The organism is Pseudomonas sp. NY15364 (genome assembly GCF_048068235.1).
GTDB classification, from domain to species: Bacteria; Pseudomonadota; Gammaproteobacteria; order Pseudomonadales; family Pseudomonadaceae; genus Aquipseudomonas; species Aquipseudomonas mendocina_D.
On record NZ_JBLUPX010000001.1, the window covers coordinates 116,889 to 138,064 of the forward strand.

Sequence of the window (21,176 nt, forward strand, 5' to 3'; positions counted from 1 at the left end):
TTTCCTCAGAAACCCAGAGGGCCGACGGGCAAAGGGACCTTGAGCAGGTGGCCGAAGGACAGGCTGATCACCGCCGTGGCCAGCGCAGCGATGACGATGGCGGGCAGTACGCGAACACCGCGTTGCACAAGCAGCACCAGCATGATCAGCAGCATCATCGTGGCCGCGCCCAGCACGTCGCTGAGGTAGATGTAGGCCACCACCAGGATGCCCGGCAGAATCACCGCGAAGCTGGGCAGGGGCAGGCGGGGTGTGCTTTGGTCCGGCCCACTGGCGCGCAGCTGGCGCAGGGCGCTGATGCTTAGCAGCAGACCGCCTACGGTCATGCCGATGGCAATCAGGGAAGGAAACAGGTCGGCCCCGTACTGCATGCCCGGTACGGCGGGGAACTCACGCGCGAGCAGCCATACGGTGATGCCAAGGGCGATGAAAATGATGCCGAACAGAAGGTCTTTCATGGTGCGTTCTCGAACTGCTGGAACAAAAGCATGCGACGCCCCGACGGGGCGTCGCATCGGATGAAGTCACTTCTTCATGCCGATCTTTTCGATGATGCCGCCCATGTACGCGTTGTTGTCGACCAGGAATTTCTTGAAGTCCTCGCCCTTGTGCCATTCGACGCCGAAACCCTGGCGCTTCATGAAGTCCTGGTAGAACTCGCTGTTGTAGGCCTTCTCCAGGGCGTCCTCGAGCTTGGCCACCACGGCCGGGTCCATGCCTTTGGGGCCGGCGACACCGCGCCACTCACCCAGCGAGTAGTCGCTGCCGATGCTCTCCTTGATCGTCGGGATATCTGGGAAGGCCGGGTTGCGCTCGGGGGAGAGAATCGCCAGGCCCTTGGCCTTGCCGGCTTCGATCATCGAGCGGGCTTCGGGTACTGAGGACGGGACGAGTTCGATGCTGCCAGCGGCCAGTTCGACCATGGCCGGAGCCGCGCCCTGGCTGGGAATCCAGGTGACCTTGTTGGGCTCGATGCCGCGATCCATCAGCAGGCCGGCGAAGGCCACATGCCAGATGCCGCCCAGGCCGGTACCGGAAGCCTTGAAGGTACCCTTCGGCTTGTCGGCGATGTCCTTCAGGAGCTCTTCGACGTTGCTGTACGGCGCATCGGCGCTGACCTGTACGCCCGGGTAGTCGTAGTTGGTCATGGCCAGGGGCGTGAAGTCCTCGTGGGTGATCTTGGTCAGCCCCTGCCAGTGCATCATGTTCAGCTCACCGGTCACGAATCCCAGGGTGTAGCCGTCGGGTTTGGCGCTGGCCATTACCGTGTGGCCCACCACGCTGCCACCGCCGGGACGGTTGACCACGTTGATGGTGACGCCCAACTCCTTCTCCAGCGCCGTGGCGATACCGCGTGCGGCAGAGTCGCTGCCGCCACCGGCGGCCCACGGCACGATCAGCTGGATGGGTTTGTTCGGGTATTCGGCCATGGCTGCCACTGGGGCGCCTAGAAGGGAAAAGCCGAGGGCGAGGCTGAGCGGGCGAAGCAGAGTGCTTAGCTTGATCATGAAAGGTCACCTATTGAAGTTATTTTGAGTGAGGTGCAGCTAGGTTCCGCTTGAACGAGTCGGCCAGGCAGATGGCACGGCGTGGAATCAAAGCCAGGCCGAAACTAGGCAACTCTGGTGGAGGTGTCTAATGAGGCTTTCTCATCGAATCATAACTAGGGGTTATTCGCTGATGATTCGTCGCGAATGGCTGCCCGCAATGCCTCTATGAAGTCGCGGACTGCGGAGGATATGGGCTCGTCCTTGCGCAGCAGCACACCGTAGGCCAGTGGCGGCGGCGCCAGGTTTGTCTGTACCTGTTTCAGGCTGCCGTCGAGCAGGTTCTGTCGCACCACGGCTTCTGGCAGCAGGGCCAGGGTGTCGCTGTTGCACAGCAGTTTCAGCGTGGTTTGCACGGAGGTGGTTTCGATGCTGTTCGCTGGCGGGTTGACCCCGGCGTCGCTGAACGACTGCTCCAGCGATTGACGCAGCGGGGTGTTGAGTGGGTAGAGCACCCAGGGCCATTCGGTCAGTTGCGCCGGGCTGACGCGTTGCCGCGCGCAGAGCGGGTGTTCGGGGCGGGCGATGAGCAGGAAGGGTTCTTCGGCCAGCGCGGTGAAATCGAAGCGCTGGCGCTGCGGATGATCGGTGAAGCGCCCGACCACCAGGTCCAGCTGCTTGTGCTCCAGCAACTTGAGCAGATGGTCACTGGTGTCCTCCAGCAGTTCGATGGTCAGCAGCGGGCGCCTGCCTTTCAGGCGCAACAGGGTTTCAGGCAGGGCGTGGGCAGTGGCGGCGAAGATGGCGCCCACCTTGAGGTAGCCATGGCCGCCCTGGCGCAGGCTTTCCAGGCGATAGCTGAAGGTCTGGCAATCATTCAGGGCGCGCTGTGCATAGGCGATCACTTCCGCGCCCAGCTCGGTTGCCGGCAGTTCGCGGTTGAGACGTTCGAACAGGGTGAAGCCGAACTGGTTCTCGATGTCGCGCAGCATCTTGCTCACCGCAGGCTGGCTCAGCCCCAGCTGCTGGGCGCTGCTGTGCATGTTGCCGGTGCGGGCCAGGCTGTCGATCAAGGCCAGGTGGCGATAGCGCAGCCAGTTGTGAAGCGTCGGGAGATTGCCGGTTTGGCTCATGACGGATGTGCTCAGAAAGACTCGATAACCGGATCATATCGCGTACTGACTAATAGTCATTGGTGGTTATCGCGATTGGGGGGATAAGGTCGGCCGGCCTGACTGCACCACTGGGTGCCCCTGCAGGCATCCCCTTCGCATAACAAGACGGACACTGCCATGTCACATGCTCTCAGCCTTTCGACCAGTAACACTTTGCCATCCGACGGCCTGCGCGGAACCCTCGTCGGCCGGGCCTGGCTGCCCGGAGAGCACGCGGGGCCTGCGCCTATCCTGCTGCGTGAAGATGGCGTCTACGATCTTTCCACTCTCGCGCCGACCCTCAGCGGGCTGTTCGAGCGCGAGCAGTTGTTGGCCAGTCTGGCGAGCGTTGGCGGCAGCCCGTTGTGCAGCGTCGAGGCATTGCTGTGCAACAGCGGTGCTGATTTCAATCCACAGCTGCCCAGCCTGCTGGCGCCGGCCGATCTGCAAGTGCTCAAGGCTGCCGGCGTCACCTTCGCGTCCAGCATGGTCGAGCGTGTGATTGAGGAGCGCGCCGGTGGTGACGCCAGCCTGGCCGAAGGTGTGCGAGCCAAGGTCAGGCAGGTACTGGGCGACGATTTCGCCAGCATCAAGCCGGGCTCGGAGAAGGCCCAGCAGGTCAAGGCGCTATTGCAGGAACAGGGCCTGTGGTCGCAGTACCTGGAAGTCGGCATCGGCCCGGATGCCGAGATTTTCACCAAGGCACCGGTACTGGCTGCCGTTGGCAGCGGGGCGGAGATCGGCATTCATCCCGGCTCGGTGTGGAACAATCCGGAGCCGGAGGTCGTGCTGGCCGTCAACAGCCGGGGCGAGGTGCTGGGTGCAACCCTGGGCAACGACGTCAACCTGCGGGATTTCGAAGGCCGCAGTGCCCTGTTGCTGAGCAAGGCCAAGGACAACAATGCCTCATGCGCCATCGGCCCGTTCATCCGCCTGTTCGACGATACCTTCAGCCTCGATGATGTGCGCAACACGGTGGTTCGCCTGCGCGTCGAGGGCACTGACGGCTATGTGCTAGAAGGCACCAGCTCCATGGACAAGATCAGCCGCGATCCGCTGGATCTGGTCGGCCAGGCGCTCAACCGCAATCACCAGTATCCGGATGGCTTCCTGTTGTTTCTCGGCACCCTGTTCGCGCCGACCGAGGATCGTGATGCGCCGGGTGGCGGCTTCACCCACAAGCTCGCCGATCGGGTGATCATCAGCAGTGAGCAACTGGGCGCCCTGCACAACAGCGTCAACCACAGCGACAAGGCGCCGGTCTGGCAATTCGGTCTCAACGCGCTGATCAACAACCTGGCGGCACGCGGCCTGGTCTGATGCTCAGGTGTTGCCCTGCGCCGGTGTGAGCTGCTCGATGAACAGGCGGCTGATCGAAGACAGGCTGACACCGCGCCGGGTGATCAGCTGATACGGCTCGCTGCGGCTCTTCAGTTGCAGCGGCAGGATGCAGGTCATGCCGAAACCGGTGCAGAAGCGCGCCACGTCTGTCGACAGCAGGGCGACCAGTTCCGGGTTCTTCTGCAGCAGCGACAGGGTGGTGAAGGCCGAGGTGGTTTCCAGCAGGTGCAACGGGAAGCGTAGCCCCGCCTGCTGGAATTCCCGCTCCAGTGAAAGGCGCATCGGCATGTTGGCCGAGTAGACCACCCAGCGGCTGTCAGCCAGCTCGGCCAGTTCCAGTTGCGCGCGGCCGGCCAGCGGATGATCACGGTTGGCGACCACGGCCAGGGTTTCGTCACGCACGTCGACGCAGTCGTATTGCTCCGGCTGGCGGCTGATGCTGGTACGACAGATCGCCAAATCCAGACGACCCTGGTCGAGCAGGCTGAGCAGGCGCGCACTGGTGTCTTCGACGATTTCCACTGAAAGATCCGGGTGCTCCTCCAGCAGCCGGGTCAGCGCATCCGTCATGAACGGCACTGCGCCCATGATCACGCCGACCGACAGCCGTCCGCCGTGGCCCTGGAGAATACCCAGCATTTCCTCGCGCAGATGGGTCAGGTCGGTCTGGATCAGCTTGGCATAGCGAATTGCGCAATGCCCCAGCTCGTTGGCCTCCAGGCCGCGGTTGGTGCGTACGAAAAGCGGCGCGCCCAGCGTGGTCTCTATTTCCTGCAGCGCCTTGGTTGCCCCGGGTTGGCTGATCGAGACCAGTTCCGCGGCTTTGATCAACGAGCCCTGCTCGCCAAGGGCGATCAGTAGACGCAGTTGGCGGAAGCGCAGGCGGGAAAAAATGGAGGACACCGATGGCAGCATATATAGCTTTCCCTTATAGCAGTATCAGCGCCTCTCATTAGTCAGGGGCGCCTCTATCTCATAGTTTGTCAGGGTGGCAAGGCTATCCGTGAGAGTGTCCGAGTGATCTTACTCGACGTTTTCCGCTGCCTGCTAATACAAAAAACAAAGCAGAGGCTTCCCATGGCACTTATTAACTACCTCACCCAAGTCCAGTTCGGCTACGACGCCCTCGGCCAGTTGGCTGCCGAGTGTCAGCGCATTGGTATCACTCGGCCCTTTATCGTCACCGATACCGGGGTGCGTGCTGCAGGTATCGTCGACAAGGTGCTGGCGCAACTGGCCGAGCCTGCCGTTGCCGAGGTATTCGACCAGACGCCGCCGAACCCGAATGAAGGTGTGGTGCGTGCTGCGGCTGCGCGTTATCGCGATGGCGGCTTCGACGGCATCATCGCGGTCGGTGGCGGTTCTTCCATCGACCTGGCCAAGGGTGTTGCCGTATGCGGCACCCATGAAGGCCCGCTGAAGCAGTTCGCCGTCATCGAAGGTGGGCTGACCCGCATCACCGCCGCCACCGCGCCGGTAATCGCCATCCCCACCACCGCCGGCACCGGCAGCGAAGTCGGTCGTGGCGCCATCCTGATTCTCGATGATGGGCGCAAGGTCGGTGTCATCTCGCCCTACCTGATCCCGCGTTCGGCGATCTGCGATCCCGAACTGACCCTCGGCTTGCCGGCGCAACTGACCGCTGCCACGGGCATGGATGCCATCGCCCACTGCCTGGAAACCTTCATGGCGCCGGCGTTCAACCCACCCGCCGACGGCATCGCCCTGGATGGTTTGTGGCGCGCCTGGCGGCACATCGAGCGTGCAACCCGTACCCCCGGAGATCGCGAGGCGCGGCTGAACATGATGAGCGCCTCGATGCAGGGCGCCCTGGCCTTCCAGAAGGGCCTGGGTTGCGTGCACAGCCTCAGCCACTCCCTCGGTGGCATCAACCCGAGGCTGCACCATGGCACCCTCAACGCGGTATTCCTGCCGGCGGTGATCGCCTTCAACGCGCAGTCCGATTCGGTACGCGACGAGCAGAAGCTGCAGCGCATCGCGCAGGCCATGGGCTTGGGTAGCACCGAGGAAATCATTCCGGCAATCCGCGAGATGAATCGTCGCCTCGGCATGCCGGCGGGTCTGGCAGAGATGGGCGTGGATGAGTCGATGTTCCCGGCGATCATCGAAGGGGCGCTGGCCGACCATAGCCACAAGACCAACCCGCGTCTGGCGAGTGCTGAGGACTACGCCGAGTTGCTGCGCCAGTCCATGTGAGGGGCGGTCTATGCGCCTTCGTAGAGGGCGTCCTGCTCGCTGCGCAGGTGTTCCAGCAGCAGACTCGCCAGTGGTGACAGGCTGCTGCCGCGGCGATGGATGATCGAGCATGGCTCGTTGCGCGACTGCAGTTCCAGCGGCAGTCGACGCAGCAGGCCGAAGCCTTCGCTGGAGCAGGCGATGGAGTAGGGCATCACCGCCACCAGCTGTGGGTCCTCCTGCAGCAGGCTGAGCATGGTGAAGGTCGACGAGGTTTCCAGCGGGTAGCGGGGAAACTCCAGGCCGGCCTCGCCGAATTCGCGCTCCAGCACCGTGCGCATCGGCGTGCCGGTGGGGTAGACCACCCAGCTGCAGTCGCGCAGATCGGCCAGGCTCAGCGCGGGGTTGCCCTGTTGCCGATGCTGCGGGGCGGCCACCAGCGTCAGGCGCTCGGCGTGCAGGCTCAGACACTCGTAGGCGTCCGGATGCTGGCTGCCACTGGTGCGGGCGATGGCCAGATCCAGGCGGCCTTCATCGAGCAGCTTGAGCAGTCGCGGGCTGATCTCCTCGACGATCTGCACGGAAATATCCGGCTGCGCCTGGCGCAGCCGGGTGAGGGCGCGCAGGACCAGCGGCACCGAGCCGGCGATGGTGCCCACTGCCAGGTGACCACCATGGCCCTGGAGGATGCCCTGCATCTCGTCGTGCAGGTGTGCCAGGTCGTTGTGGATAAGGCGCGCGTAGCGGATCACGCAGCGGCCCATGTCATTGGCCTGCAGGCCCTGGGCCGTGCGTATGAACAGGGGCGTGCCGAAGGTGGTTTCGATCTCGTGCAGCGCCTTGGTCGCACCCGGCTGGCTGATGGCGATGCGCTCGGCGGCACGGTGCAGGGTGCCCAGCTCGTCGAGGGCGATCAGCAGACGCAACTGGCGAATACGCAGGCGTGAAACGATGTAGTTCAGTGGCTGCAACATAGGGGGATGACGAAAAGTTATCACCTAATCAGAAGCTTTCATTAGGCAGCACTGCGGGCAATTTTTAAAGTGCTGGCCAAGCAACGCCGCAGGGTCGGCGCAAGAACAACCGGACAAGAACAACAGGAGCACAGCGATGCGGTTGATTCAGTTTGAGAACGAACAGGGCCAGCGCCAGGTCGGCGTCGTCGGTGACTCACGCATCAGCGTGGTCAAGGGCGTCAGCAGCACTCGTGAGCTGGCGCTGCAGGCGATCCGTAACGGTCACGGCCTGATCGCCGAGATCGAGCGTTTGGGCGTCGAACAGGGCCCGGTCTACGCCGAGTTGATCGAGCAGAAGCGTCTGCTGGCTCCGCTGGATCACAGCGATCCGGCTCACTGCCTGATCTCCGGTACCGGTCTGACCCATCTGGGTAGCGCCTCCACGCGCGACAAGATGCACCAGCAGGTGGAAGCGCAGCAGGCCGAAGGCAAGCTCACCGACACCATGCAGATGTTCCAGTGGGGCATGGCCGGCGGTCGCCCGGCTGCAGGCAGCGAAGGCGCACAGCCGGAGTGGTTCTACAAGGGGGACGGCAGCATCGTGGTTCGCCCCGGTGAGGACTTCCCGGTGCCGGACTTCGCCGAAGACTTCGGTGAGGAGCCCGAGCTGACAGGCCTCTACGTGATTGGCGACGATGGCCAGCCCTATCGCATCGGCTTCGCGCTGGGCAACGAGTTCTCCGATCACGTGGTCGAGCGCAAGAACTACCTGTACCTGGCTCACTCGAAGCTGCGCTTCTGCTCCTTCGGCCCGGAAATGCTGATCGGCGAGCTGCCGCGTCACCTGTCCGGTATCAGCCGCATCCGTCGTGGCGACCAGGTGCTGTGGGAGAAGGAGTTCCTCTCCGGCGAGGACAACATGTGCCACAGCCTGGAGAACCTCGAGTACCACCACTTCAAGTATCGCCAGTTCCTGCGTCCGGGTGACGTGCACGTGCACTTCTTCGGCACTGCGACCCTGTCGTTCGCCGACGGCATCAAGGCGCAACCTGGGGATACCTTCGAAGTCAGCCTGGATGCGCTGGGCGAGCCGCTGCGCAACGGGATCAGCGTGCATGCGCCAGCGGTGAAGGTCGGCGGTGTACGTCAGCTGTAAGGATCTGCCAGGCCCGGCAGCACTGCTGTCGGGTCGAAATTCCGCTCGGCGGATTCGGATTGCGCCCTCACAAGGGGACGAATGCCGAAGTTATCACTTATCATACGTCTGACAACTGTATAGCCAGTTGCCAATCCCTGGCCCAAAAAGCCGGGGCCTCATTCATTTTCATTGTCCCTGGCGGCGACCCCGTCGCCCCACCTGACAGGAGAACGCCATGCTGAGTCTGACTGGCCACAATTACATTGGCGGTGAGCGCCGCGCTGCCGGCACCGTCGTGCACAAGAGCCTCGACGCCAGCAGCGGTGAAGCGCTGCCCTACACCTTCATCCAGGCCACAGCCGAAGAAGTCGACGCTGCTGCCCAGGCTGCCGCCGCCGCTTACCCGATTTACCGCAACCTCTCGGCCGAGCGCCGCGCCGAGTTCCTCGACGCCATCGCTGACGAACTCGATGCCCTCGGTGATGAATTCGTCGCTCTGGTCACCCGCGAAACCGCACTGCCGGCGGCCCGTATCCAGGGCGAACGTGGTCGTACAAGTGGCCAGATGCGTCTGTTCGCCAAGGTGCTGCGTCGTGGTGACTTCTACGGTGCGCGCATCGACCGCGCCCTGCCGGATCGCCAGCCGCTACCGCGTCCGGATCTGCGTCAGTACCAGATCGGTGTTGGCCCGGTTGCCGTGTTCGGTGCCAGCAACTTCCCGCTGGCCTTCTCCACCGCGGGTGGCGATACCGCCTCTGCGCTGGCTGCCGGTTGCCCGGTGGTGTTCAAGGCGCACAGCGGCCACATGGCCACCGCTGAGTGCGTGGCCGACGCAGTGATTCGCGCCGCCGAGAAAACCGGCATGCCCAAGGGCGTGTTCAACATGATCTTCGGTGGCGGCGTCGGCGAGATCCTGGTCAAGCACCCGGCCATCCAGGCTGTCGGCTTCACCGGTTCGCTGAAAGGCGGCCGCGCCCTGTGTGATATGGCCGCTGCCCGTCCACAGCCGATTCCGGTATTCGCCGAGATGTCCAGCGTCAACCCGGTGATCGTCCTGCCGGGCGCCCTGAAAGCGCGTGGTGCCACTGTCGCCAAGGAGCTGGCGGGCTCCGTGGTACTGGGCTGCGGTCAGTTCTGCACCAATCCTGGCCTGATCATCGGCATTCGCAGCGCCGAGTTCAGCGAGTTCGTCGCCGGCCTGGCCGATGCCATCGGCGCACAACCGGCACAGACCATGCTCAACGCCGGCACCCTGCGCAGCTACGCCAACGGTGTGGCGCAGCTCAAAGGCCATGCAAAAGTCAGCCACCTGGCGGGCAACGAGCAGGCCGGCAACCAGGCGCAACCGCAACTGTTCAAGGCTGACGTGAGCATGCTGCTCGAAGGCGACCATCTGCTGCAGGAAGAAGTCTTCGGTCCGACCAGCATCGTCGTCGAAGTGGCCGACAGCGCCGAGCTGACCCGTGCCCTGCAGAGCATGCACGGCCAGCTGACCGCGACCCTGATCGCCGAGCGTGCAGACCTGAGCGCCTTCCGCGACTTGCTGCCGCTGCTGGAAGTCAAAGCCGGTCGTGTGCTGCTCAATGGCTACCCGACTGGCGTTGAAGTCTGCGACGCCATGGTGCATGGCGGCCCGTACCCGGCGACTTCCGACGCTCGCGGCACTTCGGTCGGTACCCTGGCGATCCACCGCTTCCTGCGTCCGGTCTGCTACCAGAACTACCCGGACGAGGTACTGCCGGAGGCGCTGCAGAACGCCAACCCGCTGGGTATCCAGCGTCTGGTTGACGGTGTGCACACCCGTGATGCCCTGAGCTGAGTCTTTCAGCTCGACCCCATGATGCTGCGCCCGTCCCGGCGCAGCGTTATCCCTCGCGGTGCTTTGGCACCGCTTTTTTTAACCTGTCGAAGAGAACAACAAGATATGACACCTACTTTCTGCCGTACCCCACTGTTTGCCGCCTGTAGCCTGGTCAGCGCCATCGCTGCTCTACCTTTTGGCAATGTCCACGCCGCCGGCTTCGTCGAAGATGCCAAGGTCACCCTCGGCCTGCGCAACTACTACTTCAACCGCAATTACCTCAACGGCACCGACCCGCGAATTCAGGGCGAACTCCAGGGCCAGGCCGAAGGCTGGACGCAGAGCTTCATCCTCGATGCCCGCTCCGGCTACACCCAAGGCACCGTCGGCTTCGGCCTCGACGTGCTGGGCCTGTACAGCATCAAGCTGGACGGCAACCGTGGCGCCGCCAATACCCAGCTGATGCCGATCCACGATGACGGCCAGGCGGCTGATCAGTTCGGCCGTACTGCTGTGGCCGCCAAAGCCAAGCTCTCCAAGACCGAACTGAAGGTCGGCGAGTGGTTCGCCGTGCTGCCGATGCTGCGTGCCGACGACGGCCGCTCGCTGCCGCAAACCTTCCAGGGCGCACAGCTGACGTCCAACGAGATCGATGGCCTGACCCTGTACGGCGGCCAGTTCTGGAAGAACAGCCAGCGTAACGATGCCAGCCGCGAAGAGATGGCGTTCAACTCGGGCACTCCCTTTGGTCTCGTCGAGGGCGATGACTTCAACTTCGCCGGTGGTGAGTACCGTTTCAACGGCAACAACACCATGGTCGGCGCCTGGCATGCCCGCCTGGAAAACGTCTATCAGCAGAGCTACGTGCAACTGACCCACAGCCAGCAGGTTGGTGACTGGGTACTCGGTGCCAACCTGGGTTACGTCACCGGCAAGGAAGAAGGCTCGGCCAAGGCCGGCAACCTGGACAACAAGGTCTATCAGGGGGCGTTCACTGCCAAGACCGGCAACAACACCTTCATGGTTGCTTACCAGAAGCTCAGCGGTGATACCAAGTTCATGCGTGTCGACGGCACCAGCGGCGGCACTCTGGTCAACGACGGTTTCACCAACAGCTATGACAACCCGGAAGAGCGCTCCTGGCAGGTTCGCCATGACTACAACTTCGCCGGCCTCGGCATCCCCGGTCTGACCCTGATGAACCGTTACGTCAGCGGCGATAACATCAAGACCGCCAACCGTGACAACGCCGAAGAGTGGGGCCGCGAATCCGAGCTGGCCTACACCATCCAGGAAGGCACGCTGAAGAACCTGAGCATCCGCTGGCGCAACTCCGACGTGCGCCGCGACGTGGGCCAGGATCTGCACGAGAACCGTCTGATCATCAACTACCCGCTGTCGATCCTGTAAGACGAGCGCAGGGCGAGCAACCGCTCGCCCTGCGCTCACTCCCTCGTTCAACGCGCTGCCTGCGTCTTCTCCACCGCCTGAATGATCACCTTGGCTACATCGCTTGGGCGCGACTGCTGCGGTACGTGGCTGGCTGCGATCTCGGTGGTCTGCGCGCCGATCTTCTTGGTGAAGTCGCGTTGCATCTGCGGCACGATCATGCGGTCATCGCTGGCGACGAGGTACCAGGACGGCTTCTGCTTCCAGGCCGCGACGCTGGTGCGCTCATCGAACGCTGCCGCGCGTATCGGGCCTTGCGTGGTGGTCATCACCGCCGTCTGCGCGGCTGGCAGGTCCTGGGCGAAGTCGGCGGCCATGCCCTGCGGTGTCAGGTAGAGGAAGCCATTCTTGTCCGCAGCGATCTGGCTCGAACCCGGCGCGGTGGGGTAACCAGGCGCTGACCAAGCTCTTCCTGGAGACCCGTCCGGAAACCACGCCGAAACTGATTGGCGATGTGGTCGAGCAGATCGACAAAATCGTGAAAGTCACTCGTTTTGAAGGCTGGCAGAACTCCAACAGCGGCCCGCGTGAAATCCAGAAGGCTCTGATGCTGACCCTGGCGCAGTTTGGTTTGAGCAAGGACAAAAGTCTGTTTGAAAAGGCTTATGCCTATATTGAAGGTCATTACTGACCCAGCATGTAGCCAGCTGCAAGCTTACGCAGATAAACGAAAAGGCTCTGTCTGAGTTAGCTGTTGCATATCCCTATACCCCAACGCCTCTTTCAAGCAAATCAATGGGTTGAGCTGTGTTTTGTAGCGCTCAAGCAGGCGGCGCCAGCCCAGATAGTTCTTTAGGTACTTGGTGGCTACACCATGAAAAGGAATCATCCAGCTCTTGAGTCGGCTGTCGTAGGCATTCACGTTCTGGATGTGGAAAGCACCATCAACCCGTCGATTCTGGCTCGGGTTAATCGGTCGGTGAGTGATGCCTTCAACCTTGGCGAAATGGGCGTAGACACCTGCGCTGTCAGTACAGAGAATCGCATCCGCGTCTATCAGCGGGCGTAGCCGCTCCCCTATGTGCTGTGCATCCAGCTTTTCCAACTTGAAGTCTGCCTGCTGACCACTGCGATCTCTTACCACCAGCACAGGGATTTGCTCGGCAGACAGTCCGCGTCGTTTGGCGCTGCCACCGCGCCGACGAGGCGGTCGAGGCAGTTCGCGTTGCCCCTTGAAGGACTCCAGGAAGAAGGTTTCATCTGCTTCAACAATGCCTGACGCGTGCTGGGCCTGGTGATCGGCAATCCGCGAAAGAAACCTATGTCGCCACAGGAAAGCTGTGTTTTTGCTGACGCCACAATGAACGGCGGCCTTGCGCACGCTCAGGCTCTGGGTCAGTGCGTCCGCATAGTCTTGCCAGAGATGGCGCTTTCTCAGTCGCGCCATTGGGGGGCCTGTCAGGGCATTGCTGGTTTTACCGCAAACCTTGCAGCGGTATCGCGGCAAGTCACCACTGGAAGCCCAGGGGCGCAGTTCCCGCGATTGACAATGCGGGCAATGACTTGGGGCCTTGATTGCGTCCTGCGAGTGCCTGGCAGCTGGCAAGAGCTTGGATCTCAACTGGTCGCGTTGCTCTGGGTTGAGGCTGGAGAGCTGTGCCATCCACCGCGAAAACTGAACCGCTTTCATGATAGATCCCTCATGCTGGGAAAGATCACGATTCAGTTTAGACCACTGCAACAGCTAACTCAGACAGAGCCTAAAAAATAGCCGGGAGCCATTTTCAACGTGGCGTGCGAAGCCCCCGAAAGGGTGGCTACCAAGGATGGCAGGTCATAAAAAGCTGCCTCGCACCTGAAGATTCGTGGGTGGGTGCGAGGCAGTTGGAAAACTAGCGACGAATGGCTTCGGCCAAGCCGCGCCATACGGGATCGTGGATCAGATCGGGTGTCAGTTCCTCCAGGCTGCGGCAGCCCAGCAGCCCCAGGGAACGGTCCATCTCGCTACGCAGGATCTCGATCGCGTGACTGGCCCCCGGGCCTTTGCCCGCGGCCAGGCCATACAGACCCGCACGCCCCAGGAACACCCCATCGGCGCCCAACAGGCGGGCCTTGAGAATGTCCGTGCCGCGGCGGAAGCCACCATCTAGGAATACGCTGACACGCCCCTTGAGCTGCCGCGCGATGAGCGGCAGCACCTCCATGGCCGACACTGCGCCATCGAGCTGGCGACCGCCATGATTGGACAGCACCACGCCATCGACGCCGTACTTGAGTGCATGGGGCGCATCGTCCGGATGCATCAGGCCCTTGATGATGAGTTTTCCGGGCCACAGGTCGCGCAACCAGGCGATGTCCTGCCAGCTCAGGGTGGCGTCCAGCTCCTGGCCGATGGCACTGGCCGCGCCTTTCACCGAGTCTTGTCCTGGCTTCAACAGATTGCCCAGGTTCTTGAAGCGCGGCACGCCATGAGGTACCAGCACATCCCAGACCCAGCCAGGATGGGCCGCGACGTCCAAGGTATTGCGCAGGTCGAGCTTCAGCGGCCGGCGGTAGTTGCGCCGATCCCATTCACGATTGCCAAGAATCGCACTGTCGGTGGTGACCACTATGGCCTCCAATTCCAGTGCCTTGCAGCGGGTCACCAGATCGGCAACGTGCTGGCGGGTGCGGTACAGGTAAATTTGCATCCAGGCACGCACCCCGTCGATGGCAGCGATCTCTTCGATGGCGACGGTGGAAGCATTGCTCAGCACGAAGGGAATACCGGCACGGGTGGCCGCCTGGGCCAGGTGCCAATCACCACGATCGGTCAGCAGGCCGTTGAAACCAGTCGGGCCGATCAAACAAGGCATGCTCGATGGACGATCGAAGAAATGACACCCCAGATCGCGCTGGCCAACATCGACCAGTGTGCGCGGCTGCAGGGTGATGCCCTCGAATACGCTGCGGTTACGCCTGAGCGTCACCTCATCGTCGGCGCCGCCCTCGACATACTCGAAGGAAAAGTTCGGCAACCGGCGACGAGCCATCTCGCGCAACTCGTCAATATTCTGCGCACGGCGAAAATCGCGCCCTGGGTACAGGCGTCGTTGCATATTCAAACCTCATCTCGTTCAGGTACGGGGCGACAGGCGCCGCCCAATGTTTAACGCTGCCAGGCCACCACGTTCTGGCGCTGCTCACCCAGGCCACTGATGCTCAGGCGCATGCGGTCGCCGGGCTTGAGGAACTGCGGCGGCTGCATGCCCGCGCCGACGCCCGGAGGCGTGCCGGTGCAGATCACGTCACCCGGGTTGAGCGTCATGAACTGGCTGATGTAGCTGACGATCTCGTCGATGGAGAAGATCATCGTGCGAGTGTTGCCCTGCTGACGCAGCTCGCCGTTGACGCTCAGGCGCAGGTCCAGGTTGCGCAGGTCGGTGATTTCATCCGCTGTCACCAACCAGGGACCGATGGGAGCGAAGGTGTCGCAGCCTTTCCCCTTGTCCCAGGTGCCGCCCCTTTCGAGCTGATAGGCACGCTCGGACACGTCGTTGACGATGCAGTAGCCGGCGACATGCTCCAGCGCCTGCTCGCGCTCGACGTACTGCGCCTTGCGCCCGATGACGATGCCCAGCTCCACTTCCCAGTCGGTCTTTTCCGAGCCACGCGGAATAATCACGGCGTCGTTGGGACCACAGATGGCGCTGGTAGCCTTCATGAACAGCACCGGCTCACTGGGCACCGGCAGGTTGGATTCCTTGGCGTGGTCGGCGTAGTTCAGCCCGACGCAGATCAGCTTGCCGATGTTGGCGATGGGCGTACCGATGCGCACGCCATCCTCGACTCGCGGCAAGCTGAGTGGGTCGAGTGCGCGCAGTTCGTCGAGCGCCTTGCGCTCCAGTGTCCGCGGGTTGATGTCGAGCACGTGCTGGCTCAGGTCACGCAGGCTGCCATCGGCCGCGACCAGAGCCGGTTTTTCCTGGCCCGACGGGCCGTAACGCAGCAGTTTCATACCTTGTCCTCCTGACGGGCGCTGACCCGTACACCATTGATTTCGCCCAGCACGTCGAACAGGCGCGGCACGTACTTGTCGCCGTGGCCGAGCACCTTGGCCAGCATGAAGGTCTGGTACACCGCGTCGGAAACGATGCCGGTGGTCGGCGTCAGCTTGGTCAGCTCGGTGTAATAGCGCATGTCCTTCTCGCAGTTGGCCAGGGCGAACTGCTGCCCGGAGTCATCGCCGTGCAGGACGTAGGGGATGATCCGCTCGAAGGTGCGGCTGTAGCCGCCGCTCATGCTGCAGATCTCGGCGAATGCGGCCAGGTCGATGCCATTCTTCGCCGCCGTGCAGAACGCCTCGGCGAGGATGGTGGCGTTGCCCTGAGAGATGAAGTTGTGGATCACCTTGGCCTTGTGGCCCGAGCCCAGCGGGCCGAGGTGATGGATGGTCTCGGAGAAGCACTCGAGCACCGGACGCACTTTGTCGAGCACCTCGGCATCGCCTCCGGCGAGCACGTTGAGGCGCCCGGCCTGGGCATCCTTGGGCGTGCGATTGACCGGCGCGTCGAGGTAGTGACCGCCCTGTGCGGCGACCTGCGCCGCCACCTCCGCGGTGCGATTCGGGTCGCCCGTGCTGCAGTCGACCACGATCTGCCCCGGACGCAGACCGGCCAGCACGCCCTGCTCGCCAGCCAGGGTGCGACTGACTTCGGCCGTGCCCGGCAGGCACAGCAGCACCACGTCGACGGCGCGGGTCAGCTCGGCGGCATTGGCGAACTCGCGGGCGCCCTTGCTGACCAGATCCTCGACCGGCTGACGGTTGCGGTGCGCCGTGACTCCGAGGCTGAAGCCCTTGTTCTGGATGTTGCTGGCCATGGCATGGCCCATCAACCCGAGGCCGATGAACCCAACATTGATAGCGGTCATGAGACCCCACCTTGCATGTAGCGCCTGTGCCCGGCACCAGCCGTGCCGAGCACAGGCGTAAAGGGTTACTGGGCGTTGCGGACCTTGGCGATCTCGGCATTCATTTCCGCCATCAGCTCTGGGCCATATTCGGCCACCAGCTTCTCGACGGTCGGACGCACCACTTCACGCATGCGCTCGATTTCTGCCGGGGCGACTTCGTTGATCTGCATACCATGCTTGGCCAGTGCTTCAAGGGAGCTCACCGCCATGTCGCGGGATACCTTGCGCTCGTAAGCCTGGGCTTCCAGGGACGCGCTGCGAACCAGCTCACGCTCGGTTTCGTTGAGCTTGTCCCAGGTACGCTTGCTGAAGATTACGACCAGCGGGTCGTAGAAGTGGCCGGTCAGCGACAGGTACTTCTGCACTTCATAGAACTTCGAGGCCTCGATGGCCGCCAGCGGGTTTTCCTGGCCGTCGACGGTGCGGGTTTCCATCGCCGTGTACAGCTCGGTGTACGACAGCGGCACCACGTTGGCGCCCAAGGCCCTGAACGACTCGATGGCGGAGGGAATCTGCATCAGGCGCAGCTTCAGGCCCTTGATGTCTTCCACTGTCTGCACCGGACGCCTGCTGTTGGTGACATGGCGGAAACCGTGATCCCAGTAGCCCAGGCCGATCAGGCCATGCGGCTCCAGCTTGGTCAGCAGGCTCTGCCCGACCGAGCTGTCGAGTACCGCGTCGACTTCGGCAGAGTTCTTGAAGAGGAACGGCATACCGTAAAGACCGAAGCTCTTCTCAATGCCCGTGAGCAGGCCGGGGGTCACCATGGTCATGTCGACGGTGCCGCCCTGCACAGAGGAAATCACCTGCGCATCGCCACCCAGGGTACCGCTGGCGAACACCATCACCTTCATCTTGCCGTCGCTCTTCTCCTTGAGGATCTCGGCGAACTTGTTCGCCCCCAGCCCGTGCGGGTGATCCTTGGCCATGACGAAGGCGACCTTGAAGTTGTGGCGGTTGATTTCCTCGGCGTGTACGGCAGCGCTCAACAGCATGGCAGACGAGCACAGCAGTGCGGTCAGGGCTTTGGGAATGAATTTCATGACTACGTCCTCTTGTTTTTATGACGGCTTGATAGGCAGAAAGATGGGCAGAAGCCCGCCTGCACCGGTCGCCAGAGGCGGCCCGGTGCAGGGTGATAGGTCATCAGTACAACCACTGCGCCGGTACCAGCAGTAGCTGCGGGAAGAGCAGTAGCAGGCCAATGATCAGCAGCTCGGCCAGCAGGAACGGCAGCACACCGCGCGCCGTGGCCAGGAAGTCGATCTTGGAAACCCCGGCGACCACGTTGAGCACCAGACCGACCGGTGGCGTGATCAGGCCAATCGCACAGGTCATGACGAAGATCACGCCGAAGTAAATCGGGTCGATGCCCGCTTCCACCGCCACCGGCATCATCACCGGCGCCAGGATCAGGATGATCGGCGACATATCCATGGCCATGCCGATCAGCACGATGATCGCCACGATCAGCAGCATCAGCAGGCGCGGGCTGTCCATCAGCGGTTCCAGCGCCGCGACCACCGAGCTTGGCAGGTCGGCGACGGTGATCATCCAGGCCGCGACCATCGCCGAGGCCACCAGGAACATCACCATCGCAGTGGTCAGCACCGACGACAGCAGAACCTGATACATGCTCTTCCAGGTCAACTCACGGTAGATCACCAGCGACACGAACAGCGCATACACCGCCGCGACCACCCCGGCCTCGGTCGGGGTGAAGATGCCGGCACGCAGACCGACCAGAATGATCACCGGCAACAGCAGCGCCCAGACGCCTTCATAGAACGCCTTGAGCACTTCCTTGAACGGCGCACGCGGGCGGGTGATCAGCGTCTCGCGGTTGGAAACCAGGTACCAGGCAACGCACAGCGACAGGCCCATCATCAGACCCGGAGCGATGCCGGCGAGGAACAGCTTGGTGATCGACACGTTGGCGGCAACGCCGAACAGAATCAGGCCAATCGACGGCGGCAGCACCGGCGCGATGATCCCGGAGGCGGCGACCAGGCCAGCCGAAGTGGCGCGGTCATGGCCGACCTTGACCATCATCGGTACCAGTAGCGCAGCAAGCGCGGCGGCATCGGCAGCGGCCGAGCCGGACAGGCTGGCCAACACACAGGCGGCCAGGATGGTCACGTAACCCAGGCCACCCTTGATGTGGCCAACCAGGGCAACGGCCATGGTAACGATCCGCTTGGACAAACCACCGGCATTCATCAGCTCGCCGGCCAGCATGAAGAACGGCACCGCCATCAGCGGAAAGCTGTCAGCACCATTGATCAGTCCTTGTGCCACGATCTGCGCGTCGAACAGATCGAGGTGATACATCATGGCCAGCGCGCAGAGGATCAGCGCATAGGAAATCGGTACGCCAATCGCCATGGCGCCCAGCAGGGAAAACACGAAAATCGCGATGATGATCATCACACCACTCCGTTCTTATTATGTGGCGCGCCCACCCGTGGCAGGCGCAGGCCAGCGGGCGTACTACTGATGGATCTCGGCGGAAATGTCCGGGCGATGGATTTCGCCGCCGACGGCCAACCGTGCGATCTCGTAGAGATGAATGAGGCAGGCCGACAGGCCGAAGAACACGCCCGTGGCATAGAACATCCCCATCGACCAGCCGGTGACGGGTGACGGCATGTTCCAGTTGATCTCGACCTGCTGCCAGCTGCCCCAGAAGAACAGCCCCGAGCACGCCAGCATGAGCAACTGCGAGAGGATCAGGCAGCCACGCTCGCCCCAGCTCGGCAAGGCACGCAAGGCAAGGTCGACGCCCATGTGGCCACGCTCGCGCAGCAGAATCACCGCGCCGATGAAGGTCAGCCAGACGAAGGCCCAGCGTGAAACCTCTTCGGACACCAGGATGCTTTCGTTGAAGGCATAACGCAGCACGACGTTGCCGAACACCAGCACCACCATGGTCACCAGGCAGATGATGCCCAGCACCTTGAGCAGGGTGAAGTAACCCTCGATGAGTTTATGCATGGCGCGCGCCCCAGAGGTAGGCGGCAGGGGCGGATGAACAGGGAAGCGGCTGGGCGCCGACGCGCCCCGAGCGATGGGAACGATCCATCAGGTAGGCCTCACATTGTTGTTTTTGTGTGCTGTCGAGCAGCTGTGTGACGCTGACACTAACACCAGAAATTATTGCGTGCAATGTTCATTTTTGTCAGTATCGTCAGCAGTCGATCACAACAACAATGAGAACGAGCCATGCAACTCATCACCAATAGCCCGACCGTGGTTATCCTCAGCGACATCGATTCCGTGGCCGTCGCACGCCGCGCCCTGGCTCGCGGCAGTCGTGTCGAGAGCCTTGGCCTAGAGGCCCAGGACGACATCCCCGCCGGGCACAAGATTGCCCGCCGCGCCATCGCCGCCGGCGAGGCCGTGCTCAAGTACGGCCAGGTCATCGGCACCGCCAGCCAGGACATTGCCGCCGGCGCCCACGTGCACACACACAACGTGTCGATGCCGCAAAGCCACGCCAGCAGTGAACTGCCACCGACCATCGAACGCACGCCAGTGCTGCCGCCGGAACAACGCCGCCGCTTCATGGGCTATCGCCGCCCGGACGGCCGCGTCGGCACGCGCAACTACATCGGCATTCTGTCGACAGTGAACTGCTCAGCGACCGTGTCACGCGCGGTGGCCGCGCACTTCAACGGCTCGGAGCTGCTCAAGCGCTACAACATCGATGGCGTGGTGGCGCTGACCCACGGCAGCGGCTGCGCGATCAACACCGAGTCGGAAGGCTTCAAGTTCCTCGAGCGCAGCATCTGGGGTTACGCCTGCAACCCCAACATCGCCGGCGCGCTGGTGATCGGCCTGGGCTGCGAGACCAACCAGATTTCCTCGCTGATGAAGCGCTACAACATCAGCGAAGGGCCGAACTTCCGCGTCTTCAACATCCAGAACGCTGGCGGCACCCGTGCCAGCATCCAGCGCGCCATCGAGCAGGTGACCGATATGCTCGAGGCCATCGGCCGCCTGGAACGCACCTCGGAAAGCGTCGAGCACATCATGGTCGGCATGCAGTGCGGCGGCTCGGACGGCTACTCCGGCATCACCGCCAACCCGGCGCTGGGCTACGCCGCCGACCTGCTAGCCCAGCACGGTGGTACCGCGATTCTCAGCGAAACGCCGGAAATCTACGGCGCCGAGCACCTGTTGATCGCCCGAGCGATCAGTCATGAAGTCGGCCAGAAACTGCTCGACCGCCTGAGCTGGTGGGAGGAGTACACGCGCATCAACGGCGCCGAGCTGAACAACAACCCCTCGCCCGGCAACAAGGCCGGCGGCCTCACCACCATCCTGGAAAAATCCCTGGGCGCTGCGGCCAAGGGCGGTACCAGCTCGCTCAACGGCGTGTATGAGTGGGGTGAACCGATCACCGAGCGCGGCTTCGTGTTCATGGACAGCCCCGGCTACGATCCGGTGTCGGTGACCGGCCAGGTGGCCTCCGGCGCCAACATGATCTGCTTCACCACCGGGCGCGGTTCGGTGTCCGGCTTCAAGCCCGCACCGTGCATCAAGCTGGCGACCAACACCGAGATGTATCGCAAGCTGGAAGAGGACATGGACATCAACTGCGGCGGTATCGTCGACGGCGAACTGAGCATCGCCGAAGCCGGGCAGAAGATCTTCGACATCATCATCGAGATCGCCTCGGGCGAGCCGTCCAAGAGCGAGCTGTACAACTACGGTGACAACGAGTTCGTGCCGTGGCAGGTGGGTGCGATCACCTGACCG

19 protein-coding genes and 1 pseudogene are annotated in these 21,176 nt (G+C 62.9%); 7 read left to right on the top strand and 13 right to left on the bottom strand.

The genetic code is table 11. From position 1 onward, the window contains the following. Window positions 1-5 precede the first annotated feature (5 nt). The 3 genes from ACNFCJ_RS00560 to ACNFCJ_RS00570 form a co-directional block, all read right to left on the bottom strand. Window positions 6-458, bottom strand: a complete 453-nt coding sequence (locus ACNFCJ_RS00560) for a tripartite tricarboxylate transporter TctB family protein (RefSeq protein ID WP_013713421.1) — start codon at window positions 456-458, stop codon at window positions 6-8. Between the two features lie 66 nt (window positions 459-524). Beyond that, window positions 525-1,508 carry a tripartite tricarboxylate transporter substrate binding protein gene (locus ACNFCJ_RS00565; protein ID WP_013713422.1) on the bottom strand — a complete coding sequence of 328 codons (984 nt, stop codon included), beginning with the start codon at window positions 1,506-1,508 and terminating at the stop codon, window positions 525-527. Between the two features lie 155 nt (window positions 1,509-1,663). Beyond that, window positions 1,664-2,620 (bottom strand): LysR family transcriptional regulator, encoded by a 957-nt coding sequence (locus tag ACNFCJ_RS00570; RefSeq protein ID WP_013713423.1) that lies wholly within the window; start codon window positions 2,618-2,620, stop codon window positions 1,664-1,666. A 159-nt stretch (window positions 2,621-2,779) separates the two neighbouring features. On the opposite strand from ACNFCJ_RS00570, the gene ACNFCJ_RS00575 reads away from it, so the two are divergent. After that, a complete protein-coding gene (locus ACNFCJ_RS00575; protein WP_397498190.1) occupies window positions 2,780-3,961 on the top strand; it encodes a fumarylacetoacetate hydrolase family protein in 1,182 nt (393 codons plus the stop codon). A gap of 3 nt (window positions 3,962-3,964) precedes the next feature. Here ACNFCJ_RS00575 and ACNFCJ_RS00580 read toward each other — a convergent pair whose 3' ends face one another. After that, window positions 3,965-4,897: a LysR family transcriptional regulator gene (locus tag ACNFCJ_RS00580; protein WP_416769197.1), complete on the bottom strand. Its 933-nt coding sequence runs from the start codon at window positions 4,895-4,897 to the stop codon at window positions 3,965-3,967. A 162-nt stretch (window positions 4,898-5,059) separates the two neighbouring features. Here ACNFCJ_RS00580 and ACNFCJ_RS00585 point away from each other — a divergent pair, with 162 nt between their 5' ends. Further along, the gene (locus ACNFCJ_RS00585; protein WP_397498018.1) at window positions 5,060-6,199 is read left to right on the top strand and encodes an iron-containing alcohol dehydrogenase; all 1,140 of its coding nucleotides are present in this window, start codon (window positions 5,060-5,062) and stop codon (window positions 6,197-6,199) included. An 8-nt stretch (window positions 6,200-6,207) separates the two neighbouring features. Here the strand turns inward: ACNFCJ_RS00585 and ACNFCJ_RS00590 are convergent, their stop codons facing one another. Then, window positions 6,208-7,152, bottom strand: a complete 945-nt coding sequence (locus ACNFCJ_RS00590) for a LysR family transcriptional regulator (protein ID WP_416769198.1) — start codon at window positions 7,150-7,152, stop codon at window positions 6,208-6,210. Window positions 7,153-7,288: 136 nt separating this feature from the next. Here ACNFCJ_RS00590 and araD1 point away from each other — a divergent pair, with 136 nt between their 5' ends. From araD1 to ACNFCJ_RS00605, 3 genes are all read left to right on the top strand, one after another. After that, complete coding sequence (araD1, locus tag ACNFCJ_RS00595; protein WP_317527424.1) at window positions 7,289-8,290, top strand: AraD1 family protein; 1,002 nt, start codon at window positions 7,289-7,291, stop codon at window positions 8,288-8,290. 217 nt (window positions 8,291-8,507) lie between these two features. Continuing rightward, entirely contained in the window at window positions 8,508-10,091 is a 1,584-nt protein-coding gene (locus ACNFCJ_RS00600; RefSeq protein ID WP_397498017.1) for an aldehyde dehydrogenase (NADP(+)), read from the top strand. A gap of 105 nt (window positions 10,092-10,196) precedes the next feature. Next, window positions 10,197-11,483 (top strand): OprD family porin, encoded by a 1,287-nt coding sequence (locus tag ACNFCJ_RS00605; protein WP_397498016.1) that lies wholly within the window; start codon window positions 10,197-10,199, stop codon window positions 11,481-11,483. A 47-nt stretch (window positions 11,484-11,530) separates the two neighbouring features. Here ACNFCJ_RS00605 and ACNFCJ_RS00610 read toward each other — a convergent pair. Beyond that, window positions 11,531-11,914 (bottom strand): annotated as a pseudogene (locus ACNFCJ_RS00610) (alpha/beta hydrolase); the annotation flags it as partial. On the opposite strand from ACNFCJ_RS00610, the gene ACNFCJ_RS00615 reads away from it, so the two are divergent. Next, window positions 11,848-12,153, top strand: a complete 306-nt coding sequence (locus ACNFCJ_RS00615; protein WP_317527421.1) for a hypothetical protein — start codon at window positions 11,848-11,850, stop codon at window positions 12,151-12,153. The pseudogene ACNFCJ_RS00610 and the gene ACNFCJ_RS00615 sit on opposite strands and share 67 nt — an antisense overlap. A gap of 24 nt (window positions 12,154-12,177) precedes the next feature. On the opposite strand, the gene ACNFCJ_RS00620 is transcribed toward ACNFCJ_RS00615, so the two are convergent. From ACNFCJ_RS00620 to ACNFCJ_RS00650, 7 genes are all read right to left on the bottom strand, one after another. Beyond that, complete coding sequence (locus ACNFCJ_RS00620) at window positions 12,178-13,152, bottom strand: IS1595-like element ISAchd1 family transposase (RefSeq protein WP_416769200.1); 975 nt, start codon at window positions 13,150-13,152, stop codon at window positions 12,178-12,180. Window positions 13,153-13,354: 202 nt separating this feature from the next. Continuing rightward, a complete protein-coding gene (locus ACNFCJ_RS00625; RefSeq protein ID WP_416769202.1) occupies window positions 13,355-14,560 on the bottom strand; it encodes an alpha-hydroxy acid oxidase in 1,206 nt (401 codons plus the stop codon). Window positions 14,561-14,610: 50 nt separating this feature from the next. Beyond that, window positions 14,611-15,459, bottom strand: coding sequence for a fumarylacetoacetate hydrolase family protein (locus ACNFCJ_RS00630; RefSeq protein WP_397498013.1), 849 nt, complete (start codon window positions 15,457-15,459; stop codon window positions 14,611-14,613). Beyond that, window positions 15,456-16,373: an NAD(P)-dependent oxidoreductase gene (locus tag ACNFCJ_RS00635; protein WP_397498012.1), complete on the bottom strand. Its 918-nt coding sequence runs from the start codon at window positions 16,371-16,373 to the stop codon at window positions 15,456-15,458. Before ACNFCJ_RS00635 ends, ACNFCJ_RS00630 begins: the two co-directional genes overlap by 4 nt. A gap of 65 nt (window positions 16,374-16,438) precedes the next feature. Further along, the gene (locus ACNFCJ_RS00640) at window positions 16,439-17,458 is read right to left on the bottom strand and encodes a TRAP transporter substrate-binding protein (protein ID WP_397498011.1); all 1,020 of its coding nucleotides are present in this window, start codon (window positions 17,456-17,458) and stop codon (window positions 16,439-16,441) included. A gap of 103 nt (window positions 17,459-17,561) precedes the next feature. Further along, entirely contained in the window at window positions 17,562-18,839 is a 1,278-nt protein-coding gene (locus tag ACNFCJ_RS00645) for a TRAP transporter large permease subunit (RefSeq protein ID WP_416769575.1), read from the bottom strand. A 66-nt stretch (window positions 18,840-18,905) separates the two neighbouring features. Further along, window positions 18,906-19,409 carry a TRAP transporter small permease gene (locus tag ACNFCJ_RS00650; protein ID WP_181563449.1) on the bottom strand — a complete coding sequence of 168 codons (504 nt, stop codon included), beginning with the start codon at window positions 19,407-19,409 and terminating at the stop codon, window positions 18,906-18,908. A 228-nt stretch (window positions 19,410-19,637) separates the two neighbouring features. On the opposite strand from ACNFCJ_RS00650, the gene ACNFCJ_RS00655 reads away from it, so the two are divergent. Then, window positions 19,638-21,173 (top strand): UxaA family hydrolase, encoded by a 1,536-nt coding sequence (locus ACNFCJ_RS00655; protein ID WP_416769204.1) that lies wholly within the window; start codon window positions 19,638-19,640, stop codon window positions 21,171-21,173. The last annotated feature ends 3 nt before the right edge of the window (window positions 21,174-21,176 follow it).

Excerpts from the sequence above, each read along its gene's own strand:
- ACNFCJ_RS00560 (WP_013713421.1), bottom strand. The coding sequence starts at position 458 with ATGAAAGACCTTCTGTTCGGCATCATTTTCATCGCCCTTGGCATCACC.
- ACNFCJ_RS00565 (WP_013713422.1), bottom strand. The coding sequence starts at position 1,508 with ATGATCAAGCTAAGCACTCTGCTTCGCCCGCTCAGCCTCGCCCTCGGC.
- ACNFCJ_RS00570 (WP_013713423.1), bottom strand. The coding sequence starts at position 2,620 with ATGAGCCAAACCGGCAATCTCCCGACGCTTCACAACTGGCTGCGCTAT.
- ACNFCJ_RS00575 (WP_397498190.1), top strand. The coding sequence starts at position 2,780 with ATGTCACATGCTCTCAGCCTTTCGACCAGTAACACTTTGCCATCCGAC.
- ACNFCJ_RS00580 (WP_416769197.1), bottom strand. The coding sequence starts at position 4,897 with ATGCTGCCATCGGTGTCCTCCATTTTTTCCCGCCTGCGCTTCCGCCAA.
- ACNFCJ_RS00585 (WP_397498018.1), top strand. The coding sequence starts at position 5,060 with ATGGCACTTATTAACTACCTCACCCAAGTCCAGTTCGGCTACGACGCC.
- ACNFCJ_RS00590 (WP_416769198.1), bottom strand. The coding sequence starts at position 7,152 with ATGTTGCAGCCACTGAACTACATCGTTTCACGCCTGCGTATTCGCCAG.
- araD1 (WP_317527424.1), top strand. The coding sequence starts at position 7,289 with ATGCGGTTGATTCAGTTTGAGAACGAACAGGGCCAGCGCCAGGTCGGC.
- ACNFCJ_RS00600 (WP_397498017.1), top strand. The coding sequence starts at position 8,508 with ATGCTGAGTCTGACTGGCCACAATTACATTGGCGGTGAGCGCCGCGCT.
- ACNFCJ_RS00605 (WP_397498016.1), top strand. The coding sequence starts at position 10,197 with ATGACACCTACTTTCTGCCGTACCCCACTGTTTGCCGCCTGTAGCCTG.
- ACNFCJ_RS00620 (WP_416769200.1), bottom strand. The coding sequence starts at position 13,152 with ATGAAAGCGGTTCAGTTTTCGCGGTGGATGGCACAGCTCTCCAGCCTC.
- ACNFCJ_RS00625 (WP_416769202.1), bottom strand. The coding sequence starts at position 14,560 with ATGCAACGACGCCTGTACCCAGGGCGCGATTTTCGCCGTGCGCAGAAT.
- ACNFCJ_RS00630 (WP_397498013.1), bottom strand. The coding sequence starts at position 15,459 with ATGAAACTGCTGCGTTACGGCCCGTCGGGCCAGGAAAAACCGGCTCTG.
- ACNFCJ_RS00635 (WP_397498012.1), bottom strand. The coding sequence starts at position 16,373 with ATGACCGCTATCAATGTTGGGTTCATCGGCCTCGGGTTGATGGGCCAT.
- ACNFCJ_RS00640 (WP_397498011.1), bottom strand. The coding sequence starts at position 17,458 with ATGAAATTCATTCCCAAAGCCCTGACCGCACTGCTGTGCTCGTCTGCC.
- ACNFCJ_RS00650 (WP_181563449.1), bottom strand. The coding sequence starts at position 19,409 with ATGCATAAACTCATCGAGGGTTACTTCACCCTGCTCAAGGTGCTGGGC.
- ACNFCJ_RS00655 (WP_416769204.1), top strand. The coding sequence starts at position 19,638 with ATGCAACTCATCACCAATAGCCCGACCGTGGTTATCCTCAGCGACATC.